Source organism: Sporosarcina sp. P33, assembly GCF_002077155.1.
GTDB lineage: Bacteria > Bacillota > Bacilli > Bacillales_A > Planococcaceae > Sporosarcina.
The window spans coordinates 225149-248031 of the sequence record NZ_CP015027.1 but is presented as its reverse complement, the minus strand read 5'-3'; the positions used below and the strand labels follow the sequence as shown (position 1 = coordinate 248031).

At 42.0% G+C, this 22883-nt stretch carries 24 protein-coding genes; 17 read left to right on the top strand and 7 right to left on the bottom strand.

The features are described from left to right. Nucleotides 1–111: 111 nt before the first annotated feature. Together SporoP33_RS01210 and SporoP33_RS01205 are read right to left on the bottom strand one after the other, a co-directional pair. The gene (locus tag SporoP33_RS01210; RefSeq protein WP_143565473.1) at nt 112–549 is read right to left on the bottom strand and encodes a DUF948 domain-containing protein; all 438 of its coding nucleotides are present in this window, start codon (nt 547–549) and stop codon (nt 112–114) included. Between the two features lie 5 nt (nt 550–554). Continuing rightward, nucleotides 555–968, bottom strand: coding sequence for a DUF948 domain-containing protein (locus tag SporoP33_RS01205; RefSeq protein WP_231293324.1), 414 nt, complete (start codon nt 966–968; stop codon nt 555–557). A gap of 273 nt (nt 969–1241) precedes the next feature. Between SporoP33_RS01205 and SporoP33_RS01200 the strand changes: the two genes are divergently transcribed. After that, on the top strand, nt 1242–2189 hold the full coding sequence (locus SporoP33_RS01200) for an EAL domain-containing protein (protein ID WP_369821947.1): 948 nt from the start codon (nt 1242–1244) through the stop codon (nt 2187–2189). Between the two features lie 81 nt (nt 2190–2270). Then, nucleotides 2271–3023: an SDR family NAD(P)-dependent oxidoreductase gene (locus SporoP33_RS01195; RefSeq protein ID WP_081242047.1), complete on the top strand. Its 753-nt coding sequence runs from the start codon at nt 2271–2273 to the stop codon at nt 3021–3023. A gap of 90 nt (nt 3024–3113) precedes the next feature. On the opposite strand, the gene SporoP33_RS01190 is transcribed toward SporoP33_RS01195, so the two are convergent. Further along, the gene (locus tag SporoP33_RS01190; RefSeq protein WP_231293275.1) at nt 3114–3539 is read right to left on the bottom strand and encodes a MarR family winged helix-turn-helix transcriptional regulator; all 426 of its coding nucleotides are present in this window, start codon (nt 3537–3539) and stop codon (nt 3114–3116) included. Nucleotides 3540–3768: 229 nt separating this feature from the next. Here SporoP33_RS01190 and SporoP33_RS01185 point away from each other — a divergent pair, with 229 nt between their 5' ends. Together SporoP33_RS01185 and SporoP33_RS01180 are read left to right on the top strand one after the other, a co-directional pair. Continuing rightward, nucleotides 3769–5481, top strand: coding sequence for a methyl-accepting chemotaxis protein (locus SporoP33_RS01185; protein ID WP_081244709.1), 1713 nt, complete (start codon nt 3769–3771; stop codon nt 5479–5481). A 107-nt stretch (nt 5482–5588) separates the two neighbouring features. Next, nucleotides 5589–5939, top strand: coding sequence for a YolD-like family protein (locus tag SporoP33_RS01180; RefSeq protein ID WP_081242046.1), 351 nt, complete (start codon nt 5589–5591; stop codon nt 5937–5939). 32 nt (nt 5940–5971) lie between these two features. On the opposite strand, the gene SporoP33_RS01175 is transcribed toward SporoP33_RS01180, so the two are convergent. After that, nucleotides 5972–6349: a nucleotide excision repair endonuclease gene (locus SporoP33_RS01175; RefSeq protein ID WP_081242045.1), complete on the bottom strand. Its 378-nt coding sequence runs from the start codon at nt 6347–6349 to the stop codon at nt 5972–5974. A gap of 119 nt (nt 6350–6468) precedes the next feature. On the opposite strand from SporoP33_RS01175, the gene SporoP33_RS01170 reads away from it, so the two are divergent. The 5 genes from SporoP33_RS01170 to SporoP33_RS01155 all read left to right on the top strand — a co-directional run bounded on the left by SporoP33_RS01170 (nt 6469) and on the right by SporoP33_RS01155 (nt 10188). Beyond that, nucleotides 6469–7086: a DUF3298 and DUF4163 domain-containing protein gene (locus SporoP33_RS01170; protein ID WP_081242044.1), complete on the top strand. Its 618-nt coding sequence runs from the start codon at nt 6469–6471 to the stop codon at nt 7084–7086. A gap of 89 nt (nt 7087–7175) precedes the next feature. Next, a complete protein-coding gene (locus tag SporoP33_RS01165) occupies nt 7176–8186 on the top strand; it encodes a proline dehydrogenase family protein (protein WP_081242043.1) in 1011 nt (336 codons plus the stop codon). A 469-nt stretch (nt 8187–8655) separates the two neighbouring features. Further along, on the top strand, nt 8656–9126 hold the full coding sequence (locus tag SporoP33_RS01160; RefSeq protein ID WP_081242042.1) for a GNAT family N-acetyltransferase: 471 nt from the start codon (nt 8656–8658) through the stop codon (nt 9124–9126). 231 nt (nt 9127–9357) lie between these two features. Further along, entirely contained in the window at nt 9358–9519 is a 162-nt protein-coding gene (locus SporoP33_RS16175; RefSeq protein WP_196796827.1) for a hypothetical protein, read from the top strand. A 231-nt stretch (nt 9520–9750) separates the two neighbouring features. Beyond that, nucleotides 9751–10188 (top strand): hypothetical protein, encoded by a 438-nt coding sequence (locus tag SporoP33_RS01155; protein WP_081242041.1) that lies wholly within the window; start codon nt 9751–9753, stop codon nt 10186–10188. A gap of 31 nt (nt 10189–10219) precedes the next feature. Here SporoP33_RS01155 and SporoP33_RS01150 read toward each other — a convergent pair whose 3' ends face one another. Continuing rightward, entirely contained in the window at nt 10220–11236 is a 1017-nt protein-coding gene (locus tag SporoP33_RS01150) for a DUF1646 family protein (protein ID WP_081242040.1), read from the bottom strand. Between the two features lie 101 nt (nt 11237–11337). Between SporoP33_RS01150 and SporoP33_RS01145 the strand changes: the two genes are divergently transcribed. The 7 genes from SporoP33_RS01145 (at nt 11338) to SporoP33_RS01115 (ending at nt 19744) form a co-directional block, all read left to right on the top strand. Next, nucleotides 11338–11604, top strand: coding sequence for a hypothetical protein (locus SporoP33_RS01145; protein WP_081242039.1), 267 nt, complete (start codon nt 11338–11340; stop codon nt 11602–11604). Between the two features lie 480 nt (nt 11605–12084). After that, complete coding sequence (locus SporoP33_RS01140) at nt 12085–12558, top strand: DUF4825 domain-containing protein (RefSeq protein ID WP_081242038.1); 474 nt, start codon at nt 12085–12087, stop codon at nt 12556–12558. Between the two features lie 88 nt (nt 12559–12646). Next, nucleotides 12647–13045 (top strand): VOC family protein, encoded by a 399-nt coding sequence (locus SporoP33_RS01135; protein ID WP_081244708.1) that lies wholly within the window; start codon nt 12647–12649, stop codon nt 13043–13045. Between the two features lie 356 nt (nt 13046–13401). After that, nucleotides 13402–15921, top strand: coding sequence for an EAL domain-containing protein (locus SporoP33_RS01130; protein ID WP_081242037.1), 2520 nt, complete (start codon nt 13402–13404; stop codon nt 15919–15921). 176 nt (nt 15922–16097) lie between these two features. Then, complete coding sequence (locus tag SporoP33_RS01125; protein ID WP_081242036.1) at nt 16098–16424, top strand: YnfA family protein; 327 nt, start codon at nt 16098–16100, stop codon at nt 16422–16424. 343 nt (nt 16425–16767) lie between these two features. Further along, entirely contained in the window at nt 16768–17817 is a 1050-nt protein-coding gene (locus tag SporoP33_RS01120) for a threonine aldolase family protein (protein WP_081242035.1), read from the top strand. Between the two features lie 247 nt (nt 17818–18064). Then, nucleotides 18065–19744: a sulfite exporter TauE/SafE family protein gene (locus SporoP33_RS01115; protein ID WP_081242034.1), complete on the top strand. Its 1680-nt coding sequence runs from the start codon at nt 18065–18067 to the stop codon at nt 19742–19744. 57 nt (nt 19745–19801) lie between these two features. On the opposite strand, the gene SporoP33_RS01110 is transcribed toward SporoP33_RS01115, so the two are convergent. Next, nucleotides 19802–20500 carry a pseudouridine synthase gene (locus tag SporoP33_RS01110; RefSeq protein WP_081244707.1) on the bottom strand — a complete coding sequence of 233 codons (699 nt, stop codon included), beginning with the start codon at nt 20498–20500 and terminating at the stop codon, nt 19802–19804. A 367-nt stretch (nt 20501–20867) separates the two neighbouring features. Next, the gene (locus SporoP33_RS01105) at nt 20868–22118 is read right to left on the bottom strand and encodes an amidohydrolase family protein (protein WP_081242033.1); all 1251 of its coding nucleotides are present in this window, start codon (nt 22116–22118) and stop codon (nt 20868–20870) included. 129 nt (nt 22119–22247) lie between these two features. Here SporoP33_RS01105 and SporoP33_RS01100 point away from each other — a divergent pair, with 129 nt between their 5' ends. Further along, nucleotides 22248–22721, top strand: coding sequence for a hypothetical protein (locus SporoP33_RS01100; RefSeq protein ID WP_155961286.1), 474 nt, complete (start codon nt 22248–22250; stop codon nt 22719–22721). Nucleotides 22722–22883 lie beyond the last annotated feature (162 nt).

The window sequence follows — 22883 nt, the reverse complement described above, 5'->3', positions numbered from 1 at the left end:
GTCGAGCAACGCCCCAACACCACTCCAAATAAAACTATCCCAAAAGAACCTTCACAAAGAAAAAGAGCTGTCCAAAAAGTCTCTGCAAGACTTCCTGAACAGCTCTTCCATTTACGGCCGCATCTTCTTAAGTTCCTTGCGCTGCTGCATCAAATAAAACACCAGCGTGACGATACCGTACAACCCTTTATACTCCTTCTCCTTAACAAACTCACTCGCATTCCCTGCACGATCCTTGAAGCGAACTGTCGTATCCAGCGCGGCAGTCGTCACTTCGCGTGAAGCCTCACCCACATCTCCGACAATCTGGAAGACCGGAGTTACTTCACCGATTTGCTTGTTTACATTACTGATCGTCTCATTCGTTGTGTGAAGAATCTGCTGTGTCTGACCCGTAACATCCGCTACCGTTGACGGCAGGGTATCGGTCGTCTTCTTGACACTTTCCAGCACCTCAGTCAATTTTCCAAGCGGCTTAATCAGCACGACCGCGACAATGATCAATGCGATGCCGATGAGCAAAACGCCTATTCCTAGTACCCAGTCCATCAATTTCACCTCTCCCCGTTTTTCTGCTTCATAGTGTAATACATTTTAGATGCCGCCTCGGACAATGCAGTCGTTTGCTGCATCAACTTGGCATATTTGCCGGGAGGCGCCGCCACCTGGTCAGCCATTTTCGATAATGAATGCTGAACATATTCGGTGGATTCGCGAAGTTCTTTCGCTGAAGCCGCCAATCCGTCAACCGATTGCAGCTTTGCATTCGCGTCATCCGCAATCTGGTTTGTTTGAGTCATGAGCTGATCGGCCTTATCTGTGATTCCGCCTACTCTCAGCTCCACACGTTTCATCGTGTCTTTAACTTCTGTCATTGCTTCTTTGACCGCCTTGGCTGTTTTAATAATAGCAATTGCGATAACTACTAAAGCCGCAACGGCGACTATGGCACTAATATACAAGAGCACCTTCAATCTAGTCACCTCCACATAAATAAGTGCATTTCGATTACAGCTGTTGAACGCCTGACTTCTGTAAACGTTCTATATCCTTGTCTTTCCACAAATGAAAGCAATCTAAACACCCGCATGCCAATTAACCGGGAATCTGGGGCTTCTCTATATTATATGTGAGAAAAGTACCCATTTCATGATATACTCCAATTACTAAACACCGAAGGGATGAGGCGAATGCATTGTCAAGGCTGTATCATCGGAACTATTGAATATGAAGTATCTTTTGTGAACTGTAAGCAACCTGCATTAATCCGCTCAGTCGAAGAACATCTCAAGCGATCAGACATGCTGGTGAAGCAGGAGGCAAAGACGTTTCACGTAAAAGAACAAGGGATAAAAGAATTATACGACTTTTGCGCCGATCATGCAGCAGAAATGGATTCTATTAAATTCCGCTTGGATCCAACCGATTGGCGGCCATTTTCGCAAGTCATGGAAGTAGTGGAAATGGAATGGATCGACCAGGTCATTAAAGACGAACAGCTGACAAGCCATTATCAGCCAATTGTTACACGTGATTTAGATATCTACGCCTATGAATTACTGGCACGTTTCTATCATCAGGACGGCCGTGTCATCTATCCGAATGAAATATTCACTGCCGCTAAAGAGCGCGGCAGATTATATGCACTTGATAGAGTATGCCGTATGACGGCGGTTCGTCATGCAAAAGATATTACGCAAAAAGCGTTCATTAACTTCGTGCCGACTTCCATTTACTCGCCTGAATTTTGTTTGCGCTCCACTATTCATCTGACAAATAGGCTGGGTATTGATCCGCATCGTTTGATTTTCGAAGTTGTGGAATCAGAAAAAGTGGAAGATATGGATCATTTGAAGACAATCTTGAATTACTATCACTCCAGGGGATTCAAGTATGCACTTGATGATGTGGGGGAAGGATACAATACGATTGAATTACTGTCATTCCTTCGTCCGAATTACATGAAGTTGGACATTAAATACGTGCAGGGTGTATGTTCTGATCCGCAAAAGCAGTTTGTCGCTGAACAGTTCTTGGAGAAGGCACTGGCTATCGGCGCTGTTCCGTTAGCGGAAGGCATTGAGGAAAAAGAAGACTTTGAATGGCTAAAGGCAAAAGGCTACGAACTGTTTCAAGGTTATTTATTCGGCAAACCTTCTGCTGTTCCACGGACGGAAATAGTGATATAAGACATTCGGCCGTTCAAGTTCAATTAGTTTACACTGGAATTTATTTAATGTTAAACTAGTTTCGATAAGGAGATGTTATATATGAAATTAGATAAAAAAATTGCACTCATCACAGGCGGCGCAGGCGGAATCGGATTGGGAATTGCAACGGCTTTCGTGAAAGAAGGTGCCACTGTCGCGGTGGTAGACTTGAATCAGCAGGCTGGCGAAGCGGCTATGGAAAAATTGCAGAAGATCTCCCCGCAATCTATTTTCATTCAAGCAGATTTATCTGATCACAAAGCACTGCCTTCAATTATCGAACAAGTTGTAACGAAGCTCGGAAAACTCGATGTTTTGGTGAACAACGCACATGCGTCCCGAATGAAATCAATTGAGGAAATAACACAGGAGGACCTGGACTTCTCATTCAACACAGGTTTCTATCCTACGCTGTACTTGATGCAGGCTGCACTTCCTCACCTGAAAGAATCGAAAGGATCCGTCATCAACTTCGCATCGGGTGCTGGACTGAACGGCGACGTGAACCAAGGTTCTTATGCAGCAGCAAAAGAAGCGATCCGTGCAATTACACGAGTCGCAGCAAACGAGTGGGGACAATACGACATTAACTGTAACTTGATTTCCCCGATCGCTAAAACACCGGGCATCGAGCAGTGGGCACAGGAACATCCTGATATCTACCAGGCGATGCTTGCGAAAAATCCGCTTGGCCGTCTCGGCGACCCGGAAAAAGACATTGGCCGCACAGCGGTATTCTTGGCAAGTGAAGATGCATCATACATCTCGGGCCAGACTATCATGGTGGACGGCGGTTCTACTAAATTACGGTAAATTAAACAAAAGGTTGTCCCAGTGAACTGCACCTCAATTGTTAGACACAACTGACAATTGGAGGTGCAGTTCATAGCGGGACAGCCTTTTTTAGACGAAAGTGTCATTCAATTTTGTATAGATTTCCAGTAGATTACGCCGCTCGGCTTCCGATAAATGACTGAAAAACTCTGTTCGAACTTTGCGGCCATACCGTTGCGCCTCTTCTAAAATCTCCAAGCCCAAAGGTGTTATTTTCCAATATTTTGTTCGACGGTCTTCTTCATCGTTTCTCAGCGATATATATCCGCTATTTATGAGCTTTGTCGACAAATGTGTCAGGGAAGCGGGAGTGAAGCCAAGTGTCTCTGCCAGGTCAGAAGGCCGCTGCTCTCCTTTCTTGTGCAGCTCCAGCAACACAAGAATATGGGAAATGCCAAGGGACAGTTCGGATTCCTGCTGGAAGCGGATAAGCATTTTATTCGTTACTTGATCCATTAAATGCACTAAATTGAAAACGGTTTGTTCATCATTCAACTAGAACGCCTCTTTCCCTTACGAAACTTTATGTTCATATACTATTCATCATACAACATTATATCTGAAATAGAACAATTTCTTTACAATATTTTTGCTTTTGAATCTTCTTTTTCATTTAAATTAAAGAGAATTTCATTTTCTTCTTTTTAATTGCAGAGTGATAGCGTATGATGAAGACAACGAATGAACTAGATGAGCCAAATTAGAAAGGTGGGCATAAGGTTTGATGAAAGTTAAAGATTCGTTAACGTTTCAGCTAGGCACCATTATAGCGGGCATATTAGTGGTGATGTTAGCGATTACTTCGATTGCTACATATAAAACGGCGTACGACAAATTATACGATGCAGCGGGAATTGAGGCGTATGGCTGTGCCAATATAACTACCGGACTCATTCGCCCTGATGATATGGACAAAGCATTGGCGGGGGATGCACAAACGCAGCAGGCTATCGGGAAGACGCTGAACTGGACAACTGCCCATAAGAATATATTTGAAACACAATATATTTTGGATCTTGACGGTAACCTGATTGCTCTCGATGATAACCTGAAAGCAAAAGGTTTTGCACCGGGAGATAAGTTCCATATGGATCAGGATGCTATTGATGACTTGCTCGCACACGATCATCCGACCTACTCGCAGCCTTATGAATACGGCGGGATGAAGAGATTGTCCGGTTACGCTCCAATCCATGAAGACCAGGATGCCAGTAAAGAAATCATCGCCGTAAGTGTCATTGATTTTGACGCAACAATCGTCAAAGACCGCACATGGGACGTTGTGCGTGACGGAATTTTGATCAGTATTATTCCTATGTTGCTTGCATCTGTCGGAACAGGATTTCTCATTCGCCGTAAAACGAAGCCGATTTCAAGCTTGATTGAACAGGCGAAGAAAATTGCGGACGGTGATTTGGCTGTACAGACGACAGAAGTTACTTCACAGGATGAAGTGGGTGATCTGGCTCGTACATTGAACCAGATGACAGTGAATTTGCAGGAGATGATCGCTACGATGAATACGACATCGCAGCATTTATCCGAAAATGCCGGCGAAACATCTGCTTCACTTTCAGAAATGCGGGAAGCGGTTTCCATGGTAGCGAATAATATCGAGGAAGTCGCAACAGCTGTCACAGACGGTACGACAACTGCGGAACATGCGGCAGGCATTTTATCGGGTCTTGCAGGCGGACTTCGCAATACGAAAGAAAACGCCGATTCTATGCTGGTCAATTCCAATGAAACGATGAAAATTGCATTGGAAGGCGCTAAACGCGCGGATGAAATCAGCCGCGATATGGAATTAATCCGAACGGGTTCACAAGAAGTGGGTGATACCATTCAAAATCTTGTCGAGTCCACTACGAAAATTCAGAACATCACCGGTTCCATCGCGGGCATTGCGGCACAGACAAACTTGCTGGCACTCAATGCTTCCATCGAAGCAGCACGTGCAGGAGAACATGGTAAAGGATTTGCGGTCGTTGCGGAAGAAGTGCGTAACCTTGCAGAACAGTCAAATCAAGAAGTTCTGGAAGTGGAGAAACTGGTGCAGGATATATCCGAACGCATCCAGCAAGTCATTACGTCCACAACAGAAAATACGAAACACATCACGAAAGGTACAGAAACCGTTCAGCTTACTTCTCAGTCATTAAGCAATATTTCTATTGCGGTTGGAGAGACTGTCAAGGAAATTAAGGACATCTCCAACTTGATGACATCTGAAGCAAATAAATCAACAGAAGCTGTTCAGCTGATTGAGCATTTGACACATGCTGTGCAGAATATCGAAGACATGACGAATAATATCGCCGCTGCCGCTGAGCAAACGACAGCGAGCATTGAAGAAATCTCCGATCGTTCAGTTCAGACCAATCAAATGGCGCATAAACTGGAGCAATACGTCGGTTCATTCAAATTACCAAAGTAAACAGTTGGCCATCGCTATAGAAGCGGTGGCTTTTTTTACCATTGATTTACGAACCTGTGTTCTTTATAATAAAAACGTACATATGTTTGCTGAAAGGGGAATACGATATGGAAAGGAATCGCGACAGAGGGAAAATTAAATGGACATCGCTGATGTTACCAGAACATCTTGAGCGGCTTCGTGACTGGCAAAGGGAGGACGAGTATATAGCTCGTGCCGACTTGACGGACTGGGAGCTGCAGATGATACAGGAGACGCTCGACACGGCTTGCAAGAGACGCTGTGAGACATGGATGAAGACATGGCACGACGGGGAAGTACGCTTCCATCAAGGGGTAATTGAAGCGCTTGACCTGCAGACATGGACCATCGTCCTGCGTGATCCGTTCGGCACGGAAAAGATTCATGCGGCAGATGTAATTGATGTGCAGCTGGCAAAAGAAGCGGATGGTTCTTAAAAAAATAAAAGCCGTCTGCGGAGGCAGACAGCTCAGTCTCTGAAAAATGCTTTTTCTACGTTGTACTTTGCACGCTGTGTGTTGATCACATACGTTTCGTAGATTTCGCGTTCCATTGGATCATCGATGATAACAGCGGAAATTTTCGCCACTTCTTCACGGTGATTGCGCAGTGGAGACACTTGGTCATCAAAATGCTTTTTTAGACGCGGACGCAATTTTCTTGCTTTCCCTACGAATAACAATTCATCGCTATGGTTGAAGAACAGCAAAAGACCGCCTTTATCACGAGGGATCTCATGAAAATCGATGAAGCCGTAAATTGGCTTGATCGGCGCTTCTCCCGATGTAATTTCTTGCTTTCTGCGAACGATTGTTACGTCAGGTTCCGGCAGTGTAATACTAATCATTTTACTTCACATCCTCATATCATTAAGTGTTTATCCTATCATACGGCAGGAAAAAAAGCGAGAAACTTTCTGTCTGTCTGCTGCATATAGTAGACAAAAGTCTCAGAAAGGATGAAACAATGAAAAATCCCGCCGTTATCCAGACGCACCACGTATCGAACAGCAAACCAAAAATAGATATTTATTATCCGGTCATTACCTGGCTGGAAAATAAGAAAGTCCAGAAACAGCTGAATGAGGAACTGTTCAAAGAAATGAATAAATTGCTGGTGGAGGAAAATTATTATGAACCAGGTCTCGTGGAATTATTCGCGTCGTATGAGATCAAAAATAATCAGCGGGACATTTTAAGCATCAATCTTATCGTTTATTCATTTACGGGCGGAGCGCATGGCATGACTGTCGTCAAATCACTGACGTTTGACACGCGCACCGGCAGAAAATATAGCTTGCAGGACATGTTTAAACCTGGCAGTCCATATGTACAGCGTATTTCAGAATATATACGGCGCCATATCCAGCAATGGAAGACGCCCGTGCTTGAGCCATTCACTAAAATTCGGCCTGATCAGGACTTCTATATTGCAGATACTTCACTCGTCGTCTATTTTCAATTATACGAAATTGCTCCTTATGTTGAAGGCTTCCCTTATTTCCCGATGCCGCTATTGAATTTGGAGGAATTGATTAAACCGAACAGCCCAGCAGACCGCATGCTGCCTTTCACGGAAAGTTAAGGATAAACAAATCACGAAATGTATAGGCTTACAAGACGAAATAGTGTTATAATTTCGATATACGAATTATACAAATGAGGTGGAAACTTATGCTGAGGAATTTCTTCATCGGGCTATCGGAAAATCAATTGCTGAATCAAGCTGCCCAAAAATACGGCTTTCAATTAGGAGCCCAGCAAGTTGTGGCAGGTACCAACATCGAGGAAATGATTGACAGTGTCAAAGAGCTCAATCAGGCAGGCATCTCCTGTACGATTGATAATTTGGGGGAATTTGTCTACGAAAAAAGCGAGGCCATTCAAGCGAAAGAAGAAATTCTGGCAGTAGTGGACGCGATTCGTGAACATCAGGCGGACGCACACCTTTCCATCAAACCTTCGCAGCTTGGTCTCGATATTGATTATGAATTTTGTAAGCAGCAAGTTGAAGAGATTGTCAACTATGCGAGTAAAGACAATATTTTTGTCAATATGGATATGGAGAACCATACACGGCTTGAACCGACATTCCGACTGTTGGACGAACTGAAGGAACAGGGCTGCACCAACGTCGGAACGGTCATTCAGGCGTATTTTCACCGCGCGATGGACTATACGAAAAAATACGGCGACACGCGGATCCGATTAGTAAAGGGCGCGTATAAAGAGTCACCGGATGTGGCATATCAGGACAAACAGGATATCGACGAAAACTATATCAAAATCATTGAAGAGCATCTTCTGCACGGGGCGTTCACTTCTATCGCGACACATGATCACCGCATCATCGAACATGTGAAGGGCTTTGTGGAGAAGCACGATATTCCGCGTGAGCAGTTTGAGTTCCAAATGCTGTACGGCTTCCGCAAAGATTTGCAGCTGCAGCTTGCGAAAGAAGGCTATCGCTTCTGTACATACGTGCCGTTTGGAGAGGACTGGTACGGGTATTTTATGCGAAGGCTGGCAGAGCGTCCGCAGAATATGAATCTGATGGTGAAGCAAGTGTTTACTAAGCGGACCAATACAGTGCTCGGACTCGTTGCTGGTGCTTTTGTGCTCGGACGTTTGAGCAAGCGCGGAAATGAAGATAAAAAAGACGGCGGCTGGGTCAGATACCGCTGAATTTGCTAGATAAACAAAGGGTTACATTGACCGGCGTACCAGGTCCGCTGCGCCGCCATGGGAACGCAGCGGGCTGACGGCAGGTCAAGCTCCATTTAGTCAGATCGGCGGCCATACTGATTCATCAGAAGTCGCCCTTACTTTTCACAATCTGCTACACTGCCATTCCAGCAGTGTTTTTTTGTACTTGCTTTACATAAAAGATGGGAAATAGTAGTGTTATATATAATAGAAGAAGTTTTCACATTATATTTCCTGCATCACGCGCACTGTATCTTCTAAAGTGCGGAATACAGTGCGTGTGATGCGGAGGACAGCGAAGAATCCGAGATATGTAAATAATAGGAAATCCATGAAATTGCGCCAGACAAGCAGTATCAGATGATTGAGCTGTTTAAAAACAGGAATATCGCGATAGATACTACTGTGTTTTCTTTAGCAGATCAAATAAATTGAAATGAGGACTGTCATGAATATTACTGCAGCGAAAATTACCGACGCACCCGTCATTCATGACGTGATGATCCGGGCATTCCGTCAATACGAACATGCAGTGCCCCCAACAAGTGCCTTGAAAGAAACCGTAGAGAGCATAACGGCAGCGATGGAAGGCGGGGAACAGGCACTGATTGGCTATATCGATGAGGAGCCGGTTGCAATGATCCGTTTCCGCCTGGAGGAGGATAGCCTTTATTTTTTCAGATTCTCTGTTGTTCCTGAAAAGCAAGGACAAGGAATCGCTAAAAAGATTTTGCAGTTTATAGAGGACTACGCGAAGCAGCAGGAGAAGAAGATATTAACATGCAAAGTCCGGGCAGATGTGGCGAAGAATATCAGCTTGTACCAATCGGTCGGTTTCCATGCCTACGACCAAGCCGTGTTACATAGGGCAGACGGTACATCGATGGCCGTAGTTTTGATGAAGAAATCGCTTACCTGAGCCATGATGTGCAGTTCAAGCAGGAAAACGAAAAGAAATACCGAATTTTGCACTGAGAACGATTAGTGTTCGTCTGCTGTCATACGTAACCGGCGCCGGCAGTCAGTTCTTGAAGCAACGCTAAGTCCAAAGACATTCAAGAATTAGGTATCGCCGGTGCATTGCTGTTGCCGTCTGAACTGCTTCCAAAAGCGGAACAGTCTGGCTGAATTGTGAAAGGAGGAGTCACTGATGCACAATACGAATATGTTTTTTTCACTGATGCCTGTTTTGAGTCTGGTGATTTACCTGATACCTCTGATATTCATTGTCTGGTTTGCAATCAGTTTTCTTGCTGTACAAAAGCGGAGGAATGAAATATTGCAAACGATTGCGGACAGGTTGAATAAGTGAAGAAATTCAGAATTTTATTTGAATGAAGGAGAGTCATATTGATTAAAAATAAAACTGCACTTATCAGCTCAGCTGTTCTTCTGATTATCTGCATGTATTTATTTTTCCCTTATCCTATGTACATTTTACATTGATCGAAGATAAGAAAGAACGGATTTTTTGATAATAAAACTGACAGCGGAACACATTCAGCGAAGGGGTATTGAATGAAATAGGTAAGGAGAGGATTTCATGCTTCGGAAACTATTTTATATTGCGTTTTTGGCAATTATTCTGGCGGGATGTCAAACAGCTGGTAAAAGCAGCACATCCAATACACCCGCAGAAGCCCTAGAAGAACTTCATACAGAAGAAGGTTACGCAGATGTAGAGAAAATATACCGTACATTGGAAGTCGACAATGACCGTGTCATTACCGTATACAAAGGCATTATGGACAACACGGAAGAAATCTTCATTGCGAATGTGAAGCGAACAAACGAGGATGCCTGGGAAGTAACGGATGCGATCGGAATCGGCATGCCATCTGAAGATGTGATTGGCGAGAGCACTTCCACCGCGGCGTTTGAAGCAGGATTTACCAAGAGGAATAATGCATCCAGTCCAAACACAAAGCTCGTACAAATTCAGGATAAAAAATTTAAGGTGTGGGTGAAAGTAATCGAGTAAATGTTAAGACCGCTGCCGCAGCGGTCTTTTTTCATTGTCTGCCTACTAAAATCACAAAATACACCGCCATCGCAAGTAAACCGAGCGGTACGCCGACACGCGCCCATTCACCGCTTCGGATATTGAGCTTGCCTGCCGCGATGATATTCGGGATATTCCCGGGAATTAGCATCCCGCCGCTGATCAGCAATCCAAGCAGCAGCGCTTGAATGGTGGGCTCATCCATCGAGGGACTGATTTCCGCCGCGGCAAGCGTCGCATTGTCCAGTACAGCTGAGATCATATTAATCCAGTACAATGTCAGCGGATGGAGATCGAGCAAATACAAGCTAATAAGCGGTTCGAACCCTGCACCGAGAAGTGTCAAGGCGAAGACGAAGACATAGACTTTCACGCCGCGCACGAAGATGCTTATGTACGATTCTGCCGCTTGTCCGGATGAACGCGGAAGCGAGCGGCTGCGCGGACGAATGAGGAAAATAGCGAGAAGGCCGAACACGAAAACACCCGCGGCGATATCAGAGCCCAGTAAATTCATCAGATAATAAAAGTCTTCACCGAGTTTATTCGTCGCAATCGTAGAAAGCGGCTCTCCGATTGGCGTCAGCACAGCTCCCATCCCGATTGCGTAACACGCCAATACGACAAAACGAATTTCTGATTGCCGGTCCATCTGCAGAACGGAAACAATCGCAACAAGCACAAGTGCCGCAATAATTGCAGTGATGATGCTGGAGATCAATCCGAGAACTATAATAATCAGCGCAAGAAACAGACGGAACGGAATGATGCGGCTTCCCGACAGCACTGCTTTTTCAAATGGCATGCGCAGCCAGCGAAATATAATTCCTGCGCCGACAACTGCAAGTGTAATGTGCAAAGGGTCATGCAATGCCTGCAACCACAGCTCTGAATTCAGCAGACCGCTGACAAATGCCGCAGCACACCCCATAACAAATAAAAATATCTCCAGATTACGTTCGATGCGCGGCACCGTAAACGGCAGCAATAACACCAACCCTAAAATAATGAGCAGTCCAGTAACCATACGACACTCCTTTCGGTAATGTTTCTTCTACACTGTATGCAAAGGGCCGATTCATCTTGCATATAGTGTGAATAGAATAGAAAAAAGAGGAGGGACACGCAGTGGATGTAACGGATATTGTACTGATCCCAGTAATTATTGGGTTAATTGAGGTGCTGAAAGTTTATGGACTGCCTAAAAAGCTGATGCCGATCTTTGCGCTGCTATTCGGTATCGGAGGCGGAATCTTCTATTTGTTTCCGCACGACTGGAAGTCCGGGGTGCTCAGCGGAATCATTATGGGGCTGTCGGCCAGCGGGTTGTATTCGGGCGGAAAAACGATTGTCAAAAAACCTCCATGTGATGAGAAGGATGATGAAGCGCAGTGAGTGCTGCAGGGTCCCCCTTTCTGCTTCAGAGCGGGGGTATTTGTGTAAAGGAGAATCGTATGTATTCCGCGCGTTGCTGAGTATTTGTTACATGGAGTATGTCGGTTCTTTGCTTTGTATTATTCTATCTAATTATCTATGAAATCGACGAAATGCGGGCGAAACGAATCGCTGCTTCATTATCAATGAAAGTACTACTTACCTGTGATTTCGGTTACATATAAGCTCGCATGCAGAATCATTCATTCCCCAGGAAATGAATATAGCGCCAAAGGAAATGCCTTTTGCAGCAGCTGTTCAATGAGGTGCAAAACCAAATCGACCACTTCTTTTATACGGCATAAGACACCAGGCAGACCGACATAACAGCGGCTGTCTTGTATCTTTGTTATAATATTAAGGAATAAAATAACTGCAATGCTGGGATTGGATAAGTATTGAGACGGTTTCTGTATAAAATGCAGTACGGGGGGAATGCCTATGAAGCAAATAACTGCACTTCTGTCTTTTTTATTGTTGGCAATTTTATTTATAAGCGGGTGTAATACAAGAAGTGCGGATGAAGATGTATTTATATTTAAAGGATCATATGTCGGAGACAACAGTGCGGTGGGGAACATTGTAAACCACCTGAGGTTTGCGGGCCATTTCAAAGAATTTGAACTTAAGACAAAAGAAGAACCGTATGGCATTGTATTGAATTATGATGAAGCGGAAACAGAACAACACAATAAAGAGACGGCTATTTATAACGCCACATTTTTATTTGCGCTGATTCAGAATGCTGACTGGATCATCTGTAACTTTGATGGTGAAGAGTACAAAATAACAAAAGAAGATCTGCAAAGCTGGTACGGAGAAGATTTCAGCGCATTTGAAAGTGAAGACGAACTAAAAACATTCATACAAAAACATTTGGATGATAAAGATAAATTGAACCAGATATTCGTTTAATGTGCGCCGCTATTACAGAAGAATGCGTCGGATACACGGTCAAAGGGAGATTAGACGAAGCAATTTAGAGGAGAAAGGAAAGTTGAATATGAAGAGTGCAACACCATTTTTAATGTTTCAGGACGGTACAGCAGAAGAATTTATGAACGTTTACACATCGCTTATAGAGGATTCAGAAATTAAACATATTACAAAATACGGAGCTGAAGGTCCCGGAGAAGATGGTACAGTTATGCAGGCTGTATTTACGTTAAAAGGACAGGAATTCATGTGTATAGACAGTCATGTGAAACATGAGTTTACTTTTACTCCGTCATTTTCCATCTGCCTTACCTGTGACACCGAAGAAGAAATAGACAGGCTTTATAATAAAATGATGGAAAACGGCACAGCGCTTATGCCTATAAATAACTATGGATTCAGTAAAAAATTTGGATGGCTGAATGATCATTTCGGTGTATCCTGGCAGTTGAATTTGCCTGAGTGACTAGGTGGCATTATCTGATCAGATCCAGACATATCATAATCACGCAAGACAATAACGACATCAGATATCAGGCATAGGACCTACCCTCACTGTAAGGAATATATTCTGCAGCTATAGCGACAGCTGGGCGTAAAATAGGCCGTTTAATAAAAGAAGACCGTCAAAGTGATGGTCTTCTTTTATTGTCCGAATCATTCAAAAAATTTTACGGTATAATTTGAAATATATACTTCAATTAATATTTTCTTACTATTTAGTATCAATAAAAATAATATCTGGTACTATAATAGGTATTATTATAATATTTTAACTAGTTGAAAGTGAGTATTTAGACTGAATGTGAGAGGAAGCTGTGAATGGAAAATGTAGATAAAGATACATTTTATAACTCCATGTTTGAGAATAATCCTGATATTGTACTTTATTTAAATAGTGATAATCTAATAGATCATGCAAATAAGAATTTAGAAATACTGATCGGTTATTCAGTTGAAGAAGTTTTGAACACACCGCTAACCGGCTATTTCCTGACTGACGAACGGATAAATTATCAGGAAAACCTCACAAAAGTTCTTGACGGAAAAACAAAGAGCATGGAATCTTTTCTAGTTCATAGAAACGGAAAGAGTATACCGATTCATATTACCCTTATTCCCGCGATTATAGAGGGAAATGTAACCGGTGTGTTTGGAATTGTGAAAGATCAAGCGGAAGCCAGGAAAATTGAAAATCAATTGCTGGAGTCCGAGGAGAAATTCAGGGGTATTGTGGAAGAAGCTTTGGCAGGTGTGTTTATTTTACTGGATGGGAATCTCTTGTACGGTAATCCATACTATCATCAGCTTCTCGGAACTAAATATCCTGACACCGGTTTCAGTGTGTTCCATTATGTTCATCCTGAAGATCTAAGTGAACTGCAATCTGACTTCGATTGGCTGCAAGGTAAAGAGGAAGGTCTGACACATTATACTCGCGTTTTGCGTGAGAATGGATCTGTCATAAAAGTCGAATTACATTCCAAAATGATCCATATAGACAAAGGACCGATCATTTTAGGTACAGCCATTGATATTACCGAGAGAGAAAGATCCTGGGAGCAAATTAATTACCTTGCCTACTATGACCAATTAACTGAACTGCCAAATCGAAAATCTTTTGAAGAAAACCTGGAAAAAGAATTACTGATAGCCGAAACATTGGATCAGAGGCTGGCTATTGTGTATCTGGATTTGGACCGATTTAAATATACAAATAATACACTTGGCCATCGTGTCGGAGATGAGTTACTGAAAGCAATTGCCAAACGCTTAACGGCAGTACTTGGGGATGAACACCAACTGTACAGGATGAGCGGTGACGAGTTTGCAATCATTTCTCCCGACTGCAAAACCAGCAATAGAGTAATTGAAACAGTAAACCAAATTATCAGTTCAATGGAAGAAGAATTTACCATAGACCCATACCGGCTTTTTATGACGGCGAGCTTCGGGATCAGTATGTTTCCGACTGATGGTAAGGATTCAATCTCTCTCATGAAAAATGCGGATATAGCCTTGCACCACGCAGAGCGGAAGGGGAAAAGCACCTTTAAAATATATTCTTCTACTATGGATATCAGGAAATTCAGAGCCTTTAAGTTAGGGGCAGACATTCGGCAAGCGCTTGAAGAGAATCAGCTGGAATATTACTTTCAGCCAAAGGTCAGTACAAAAAATTACGAAATTGTCGGCGCTGAAGCGTTAATTAGATGGAATCACCCGGAATGGGGAATTCTGTCTCCAGACGAATTCATCCCGATTATAGAAGAACAAGGATTGACAGCTGAAGTAGGCCGTGAAATGAATAAGAGGGCAGCTCAACAAATGAAGAAGTGGCAAGAAATGGGTTTGCCGTCAATTCCTCTTTCAGTGAACATATCGGCAAAACAATTTATGGATAAAAGTCTTGTTGAGGACTTCCAGGAGATTTTGACGGATGCCCAGCTTGGATCCGAATTTATCGAAATAGAAATTGTTGAGACTTCGATGTTAGAAAATGAGAAGATTGTGCTGTCAACTTTAAGTGACTTGATCAGCACAGGAGTAACTATCTCCTTGGATGATTTCGGGACAGGTTATTCCTCACTGTCTTCTTTAACCAAGTTTAATAAATACATCCATACATTGAAAATTGATCGTTCTTTTGTAGCTGACTTAAGCACCGATGATGAAAATGAAACGAATCTTATTACTCAGGCTATAATTACACTTGCCGAAAGCCTGAACATGAGCGTTGTAGCTGAAGGCGTAGAAACATATGAACAATATCATATTCTAAAACAAATGGGATGTAAGATTATTCAGGGCTATTTATTCTCAAAGCCTGTACCCGCTGATGAATTTGAAGAATTATTAAGGATGAAGACTATTAATATACCAAATGAGCATACATCAGAAAATGAAGTGTTCGAAGAAAAAAGAAAATTTTTCCGGGTTCCTCTTCATTACCCGCTAAGCGGTTCAATGACTCTCACACGCATCAATGGCCGTGCGGTGGATGTAGGCAAAACAGCAGTATTAATCGAAAATATCGGAATGGGCGGCCTTCGCTTTTTAACGGATTTAAAGCTCACAGTAAATCCCAATATCATTCTGAAATTTGAGACGTATATATTCGGAGAAACAATTACGCTGCTTGGCTCAATTGTATGGATGAATGAAATTAAACCGGATATTTATCAATATGGTTTGGAATTCACCATTAATGAAAGTGAACGGGCAATGATTACCCTTGTTTTACACAAATTGGCTATAGAACTTCGAAGGAATTCTTTAGTCCCTGACTGTAGTTTTGAAACCGGGAATCGTTATACTTTTATTAAAAAATTACGCGGCTGATTAATTGTGTCATACTTTTTTAAGCGAGTTCAGTCATGATAGGTGCGGATCACCATTAAGCGGACGCGCAGTTGTCTGCAGCAGGTAACAAGGTTCCCGGACAGGTTCAGCAGCTGCAAAAAGACAGCGCTGCGACAAGACGATTTTAATCAGATGAATAAAGTGAGGTTTTATGGATGTTTAAGGTGGCTGTCATTTTCATTTTAGCTGGCTTAGCTGAAATTGGCGGAGGTTATCTTATTTGGCAATGGCTGAGGGAGGGGAAATCCGCTGTTTTAGGACTGTTAGGGGGAATCGCCTTAATTTTATACGGTGTAATCGTCACCTTCCAAATGTTCCCGTCATTTGGAAGGGTGTACGCTGCCTACGGAGGGGTTTTTGTTTTTCTGTCCGTATTATGGGGATGGGGTATTGATAAAAAAACGCCAGATGTGTACGACTTTCTAGGTGCAGCAATCTGTCTGATCGGTGTTTCAGTAATCCTATTTGCGCCGCGCCAATAAGATCGCTGATTGGTGTGAAAAGCATCTGCCCGAAACGGCGCTCGACGGAGTACGATTAAGATTCAGAGAGCAGTTAAAGAAATTATCAAACGGCAGAGTCTTAACTGAATGAACTGCAAATTAAAAAAATGGTCCCGTATATACATAAAATGCATAAACAAGCAAAGACCTGACTGACGGTTTTTCGCTTGTTTATGCATTTTTTCATTAACTATTTTTTGTAAGAAAATTCACGCTTAACGGAAGAGTTTTATCATTTTATAAGCAGTACTTCAACGAATAATAGTACGTGTTTTTATGTTATACTGACAAACAAACTAAGCAGTTTGGAGAGGGACGTATCATGATACGATTTGATAATGATTATACAGAAGGAGCACATGAACGCATTTTACAACGATTGATCGAGACGAACGAAGAACAGACGGCCGGATATGGAACAGATGAACACTGCGAAGTTGCCCGTGAATATATCCGCAGAGAGTGCGGAGCTGAAGATGCAGATATACATTTCCTAGTAGGCGGGACTCAAACGAACACTACGATTATCGCGTCAATATTGCGTCCCCATCAAGGCGCAATATCTGCAGTCAGCGGACATATCGCATCGCATGAAACGGGAGCCATTGAAGCTGCGGGACATAAAGTGCTGACTTTGCCGAGTGAAGACGGTAAAATTAGTGCGGCGCAAGTGAAAGATTTATATGACGCGCATTTTACTGATGATTCCCAAGTGCATATGGTGCAGCCAGGTTTAGTTTACATTTCTAACCCTACTGAATTTGGTACCACGTATAATAAAGCTGAATTAGAAGCCTTACGTGACGTTTGCAGGGAATGTAAGCTGCCGTTAATCATGGACGGCGCCAGACTGGGCTACGGGTTAGCTTCTGCCGATAATAATCTGACGTTAGCGGACTATGCCAGATTATGTGATGTGTTTTATATTGGCGGTACGAAAATAGGTGCCATGTTTGGTGAGGCAGTCGTGATCATAAACGAATCATTAAAGAAAGATTTTCGATACTTTATCAAACAGCGCGGCGGTTTGCTGGCTAAAGGCAGATTATTAGGGATACAATTTGAAACCCTATTTGAAGATGGTTTGTATTACGAAGTTTCAAAACACGCTGTGGAAATGGCTTCGATTATTCGGGAGGCATTTATTGAGAATGGATTTACATTGCGTTATGATTCTCCGACAAATCAACAATTCCCGATTTTACCTGATTATGTCGTGACAGAATTAAGTAAAAAGTATTCCTTCACCCATTGGGAAAAATTTGACGCGACCCACAGTACGATTAGAATCTGTACTAGCTGGGCTACAAAAAGAGAGCATGTAGACATGCTGATAAATGATTTACATCATATATGCGTTACTTCATCATAACGCCAATATACAATGAAAAAATATCTGTGTAAGAACAATTACATGTTCTTCACAGGTGTTTTTTATTATATGTTCATATATGAAACATCTTCCGTTTAAGAACAGCAAACGTCATGGATATGATTTGGAGAATAAAACATCTGATGCTTAAGGACATGAAGAATTGAGCATATGTTGAAACGATTTCCAATCTCGCACGTATATGTAGCAAGGAATAAAATCTTGAATGCGGAAAAGAGTGTTGTTTATGTGGAATTTGCTGATATTTTCATTACTTGCGGGTGTTGTCGCCAGTGTTATTCTGGTTCCAATCCTTTCTGTAACTGCAAAAAAAGAATCCTTGTCTTTTAACCGCTGGACTGCTTTGGTGATGATCACAGCGATTAGCACAATTGGTGTCTTTATCTTTTATTACGTAACGAATCTAGATCGTAATTGGACCTCACTTTGGGCATTGCTGCTCGTTGCCGCAATTGCAGGCGCAGTTGTTTCGACAGGTATCGAACGCAAAGTGAAAATGATCGTATCGCTGGCCGCACTGATGATTGGTGCATATGTGTTAAGTGCACCGCTATTCAACGCGAATAAAAAGTATGACATAGTGGAAATGTCCCAAAAAGTAGAGATTACTGCATTTGACGAAACGAAAACACCGGCCAGTGTACCTCCGAAATTTGCGCGAAATAAAATGAAAAAGGCTTTTGGTCAGGTGCCCAATACGAGCTATTATGAGCTGGGTCATTTACAGATTCAAAGAGTAAATAATCAATTTGTGTATATTGCCCCTGTTGAATTTTCAGGTTTTTTTAAATGGTTTAATGGAAAAACGACACCGGGTTATTTTACGATGAGCGCAACAGATTCAGCGGATAATCCGAAATTTATCCAATCGGAAATGGCCTACACACCATCATCTTTTTTCCATAAAAAAGTGGACCGTAAAATGCGGATGGAAATGCCGGATTTAATATTTTATGGAGACGTACAATTGGAAGTCGATGATGAAGGAAAGCCGCATTATATTCGCACATACGGTGAATTCATATCTGCGCGGAACGGGTTCAATGCTAAAGGAATTGTGATGCTGGATCCTGAAACGGGTGCAACGAAAAAGTTTGCGCTGCAGGATATTCCTGAATTTATTAATGGAGCGGTTTCCCCTGAAGCAGTAAGCCTTCAAAATAGTTATTTTGGAAATTATATTCATGGTTTCTGGAATTCACTAGTCGGGAAAAAAGATGTGAAGATTCCTTCAGATGAAGGTACGGAAGCAAATGTCAGCCCTATTTTTGATGCGGATGGACATATGTATTACTTCACTGATTTCACTAGCCCCAAAGAAGGCGTTGATTCAATGCTTGGCTATTCATTAACAGATGGGCGGACTGGGAAAGCAACGTATTATACGGGAAATCTGGAAGAATCATATATGGATTCCCAAGGGGCTCTTCAGATCATTGAAAAGAAGTTTATAGAAAAGAAATGGAGCGGAGAAATGCCGGTTCTGTACAACTTTTATGGTGAAGCCAGCTGGTTAACGCCGGTACTTGATTCGAATGGATTTCTGCAAAACTACTTCATCGTATCCGCTGCAAATCCTGAGATCTCTGTATTTGCAAATTCACCGAATGAAGCGTTGAAATTGTATAAAACGGCACTTCAACGGGGCGGCAGTACAGTTGATGGAAGTTCCGGTGCAGAAGAAGCGAAGGCAAATATTACAGTTACACGCGTATTCAAAGAACGGGTCGGTGATTTCACGCTAGTCTCTATCCTGGCAGAAGATGGCCGCAATTTCCTGGTATCATCAGAACTAGAGCCGCTGTCAATTTATATTGAAGCAGGCGATCAGCTGTCTATAACGTATTTAGAAACGGGAGAACTGTTCCTGCCTGTAAAAATAGTAAAAAATAATAGTATGAAATAAGTAAAATAACCTGGCATCGCATTTGCGTTGTCAGGTTATTTTTATGAAGGTATATGTTTACACTTTGAGTCCTGCAATTTCCTCATCAGTTAAATAGCGCCAGTGACCGCGCTCCAGCGAACCAAGTTGAATGTTTTTGATCCGGACTCTTTGCAGGCGCGTGACGGTATATTGATATCGTCTGCACATTCTGCGGATTTGCCGGTTCAATCCTTGTGAAAGCGTCATACGGAATGAGTATTCATCCAGCTGAATGACACGGCAAGGATTGGTTCTCGTATAGTCTTTCTTTTTCGGGTTATAAATATCTACGCCGCTTGATAAATTTGTAATAAATTCATCTGTGATGATTCTGTCGACAGTTACGATATACTCTTTTTCCTGATTGTTTTCCACTCTCATTAATGCGTTTACAATACTTCCGTCATTTGTTAATAAAATGAGGCCTTCTGTTTCTTTATCCAGACGCCCTACTGGAAAGATGCGTTCCGGATAGGATACAAAGTCTAAAATATTATCCGAAACAGCAGGAGATGCTGTACAAATAATTCCACGCGGTTTATTCAGCATAATATAAACTGTTTCAACAGTATGTGTGATTCTATGACCGTCAACTTCGACCTGGTCATCATCTTGAACAAAATAAACATGAGACGCAACTATTCCGTTTACCAGAACTTTTTCAGCAGTAATATACCGCTCTGCCTGTCTTCTGGAACAGAATCCTGAAGAACTAATGTATTGATTCAACCTCAATATTTCCGCCCCTTGTCTGTCTGCCGCTTCATTTTCTTTAATTATAGCACGAGTACCTATACGCAATATGCATCCATTTGAATTCAGCCGCTGTATGAAATCTGCTTGTCCTTGATTTCTTATGGAATTATTCATAACGACGACATGAATCCCGAAAATGTTTGGTATAATCATAAGAAGGAAGTATGTGGAAGATAAAAGGTATGATTTAACTGGGCTTGACTTTTAAGATGATAACAAGTGAGGGCAGTTTACCGAAAGGCCTCAGAAAGCAAAAGTTCAAGTCGATTAAAAACTGATCGATCAGCAAATAAAAAATTCTCCTCAACATAAAGTTTGAGGAGAATAAATTCTTCAGGTAATTTTATTATTGTTTTAAGAAATCTATTTCTATTTCATTTCTTCGCGGTTCACGTTTGAATAAATACTTGCCATTCCTGACGGACATTAGTACTTCCGATCGCTCGCGAATTGCTTCATACGCGTCTTGTGCATCCAGCACGATAAAATTAGCCGGTTTTCCTGCTTCAATACCATACTCATCAGTAACCCTCATAATATTTGCGCCGTTGTATGTGATGAGATTGAACGCCTTATTAATTTCATCAATATGTGTATAATGTGCTAAATGAATTCCATTGTCTAAAATATTCATCATATTTCCATTGCCTAACGGATACCAGTAATCCGCAATTGAATCTTGAGCAAATGCGACGTTATTTCCATTTTCCAACAACTCTTTTACCCGGGTTAAGCCGCGGCGTTTAGGATAACTGTCACCGCGTCCTTGCAGATGTGCGTTTTCGGTTGGGCAGGAAATAAAGTTTATCTGCGATTCTTTAAATAACCCTAACATTTTATTTGCATAACTGTTATCAACTGAACCGAAGCTGCATGTATGACTGGCTGTGGTATATTTACCATAGTCTTTTTCCATAACGAGTGCGTTCAACACTTCTAAGAATCGGCTATTTGGATCATCGTTTTCATCACAGTGAATATCAATCATCACATTGTGCTTTATTGCCATGTCGACAATACGCCGCAATGATTCCACACCATGTTCATAGGATATCTCAAAGTGCGGAATCCCGCCAACGACGTCAGCACCCATTTCAAGTGCTTCCTCCATTAAACGTTCTGCCCCTTTATATCTGAAGAATCCTTCTTGAGGAAATGCTACAAGCTGTAAGGTAACAATATCTTTCAATTCATCACGCAGTTTAACTAAAGCTTTCATCCCTGTTAAATTAGGGTCAGTAATATCTACATGTGTACGGATAAATTGAACGCCTTTACTTAATTCTTTTTGAATTCCTTTAATTGCACGCTCGCGCACCATTACTTCAGTCAGTGATTTCTTATTATCACTCCAGCGCTGTATACCTTCAAATAATGTACCTGAAACGTTCGCATTTCCTTCTCCAAGGCCTGAGAAAATGTAGTCTAAATGTAAATGCGGATCAACGTAAGGAGGCAGCACTAAACGGCCTTGTAAATCAATTACTTCATCTGCTCCATGTAAGTCGTTGCCAATTTCTTTAAACTGGCCATTTTCCACTAAAAATTCACGGGATTCCGAATCCCCATATATAGTCGCATTAATAAACTTTTTCATAGTATCCATAACTCCTTTGTCAATTCTGCTATACTGCTCGGTTACATGATCCAGTATAACAGTTATGAAAGATAAACCAAAAATCTTACCCTTCGCATAACATAATACATCTGCACAGAAGCGAAGTAGTTGAAGATCATTATGTCAAAGCGCGGAAGAGTCATTATAAAAACGAGAGGGGGGGAAGTTTATGAGAAAGTTCTTTTACTATTTTGGATGACGATCGTTTTAGGAATTATAATTTATGCAGGTGCCCAATACCAGATGGTGTTGAAACAAGAATATATGAAAAACTATAATCCATCATCCTTTGTATTATTTTCAGCAATATTTCCTATTCTGATTGGTATACTGCTCAGGTTGCCAAAACTTATACAGGAAATCAAAGTAAGTAAACAATGGACCTTTAATTGGGCAAAATTCATAGGGGCAGGGCTGCCGTCTCTTTGTATTTTAGCATTGCCTGTCTTTGTACTTTCGCCGTTCGGAGTAAATTTTTTGCCGCTTTTGCCGGAGTTGATGTATGCGGGGAATTCAACAATCCAAACGATTGCTGGTTTGGTATTTGGATTTATCTTTTTAGACAGTGTAAAGATTGCATGATAGTAAGCCGTACCCAATCGGTTAGGGAGGACGGCTTATTAAGTGATTTGCAAAGTATGAATATACCCTTAACCAAACTATTTTTATTACAATGTGTATTTGAATACGCTTACATTTTATTATTCATATTATGGTATAGTGTACATAATAAGCGGCAGCTGC

Coding starts and splice junctions, on each gene's coding strand:
- SporoP33_RS01120 (WP_081242035.1), top strand. CDS start 16,768: ATGATACGATTTGATAATGATTATACAGAAGGAGCACATGAACGCATT.
- SporoP33_RS01115 (WP_081242034.1), top strand. CDS start 18,065: ATGTGGAATTTGCTGATATTTTCATTACTTGCGGGTGTTGTCGCCAGT.
- SporoP33_RS01125 (WP_081242036.1), top strand. CDS start 16,098: ATGTTTAAGGTGGCTGTCATTTTCATTTTAGCTGGCTTAGCTGAAATT.
- SporoP33_RS01195 (WP_081242047.1), top strand. CDS start 2,271: ATGAAATTAGATAAAAAAATTGCACTCATCACAGGCGGCGCAGGCGGA.
- SporoP33_RS01185 (WP_081244709.1), top strand. CDS start 3,769: ATGAAAGTTAAAGATTCGTTAACGTTTCAGCTAGGCACCATTATAGCG.
- SporoP33_RS01160 (WP_081242042.1), top strand. CDS start 8,656: ATGAATATTACTGCAGCGAAAATTACCGACGCACCCGTCATTCATGAC.
- SporoP33_RS01150 (WP_081242040.1), bottom strand. CDS start 11,236: ATGGTTACTGGACTGCTCATTATTTTAGGGTTGGTGTTATTGCTGCCG.
- SporoP33_RS01210 (WP_143565473.1), bottom strand. CDS start 549: ATGGACTGGGTACTAGGAATAGGCGTTTTGCTCATCGGCATCGCATTG.
- SporoP33_RS16175 (WP_196796827.1), top strand. CDS start 9,358: ATGCACAATACGAATATGTTTTTTTCACTGATGCCTGTTTTGAGTCTG.
- SporoP33_RS01130 (WP_081242037.1), top strand. CDS start 13,402: ATGGAAAATGTAGATAAAGATACATTTTATAACTCCATGTTTGAGAAT.
- SporoP33_RS01180 (WP_081242046.1), top strand. CDS start 5,589: ATGGAAAGGAATCGCGACAGAGGGAAAATTAAATGGACATCGCTGATG.
- SporoP33_RS01175 (WP_081242045.1), bottom strand. CDS start 6,349: ATGATTAGTATTACACTGCCGGAACCTGACGTAACAATCGTTCGCAGA.
- SporoP33_RS01165 (WP_081242043.1), top strand. CDS start 7,176: ATGCTGAGGAATTTCTTCATCGGGCTATCGGAAAATCAATTGCTGAAT.
- SporoP33_RS01140 (WP_081242038.1), top strand. CDS start 12,085: ATGAAGCAAATAACTGCACTTCTGTCTTTTTTATTGTTGGCAATTTTA.
- SporoP33_RS01135 (WP_081244708.1), top strand. CDS start 12,647: ATGAAGAGTGCAACACCATTTTTAATGTTTCAGGACGGTACAGCAGAA.
- SporoP33_RS01170 (WP_081242044.1), top strand. CDS start 6,469: ATGAAAAATCCCGCCGTTATCCAGACGCACCACGTATCGAACAGCAAA.
- SporoP33_RS01155 (WP_081242041.1), top strand. CDS start 9,751: ATGCTTCGGAAACTATTTTATATTGCGTTTTTGGCAATTATTCTGGCG.
- SporoP33_RS01105 (WP_081242033.1), bottom strand. CDS start 22,118: ATGAAAAAGTTTATTAATGCGACTATATATGGGGATTCGGAATCCCGT.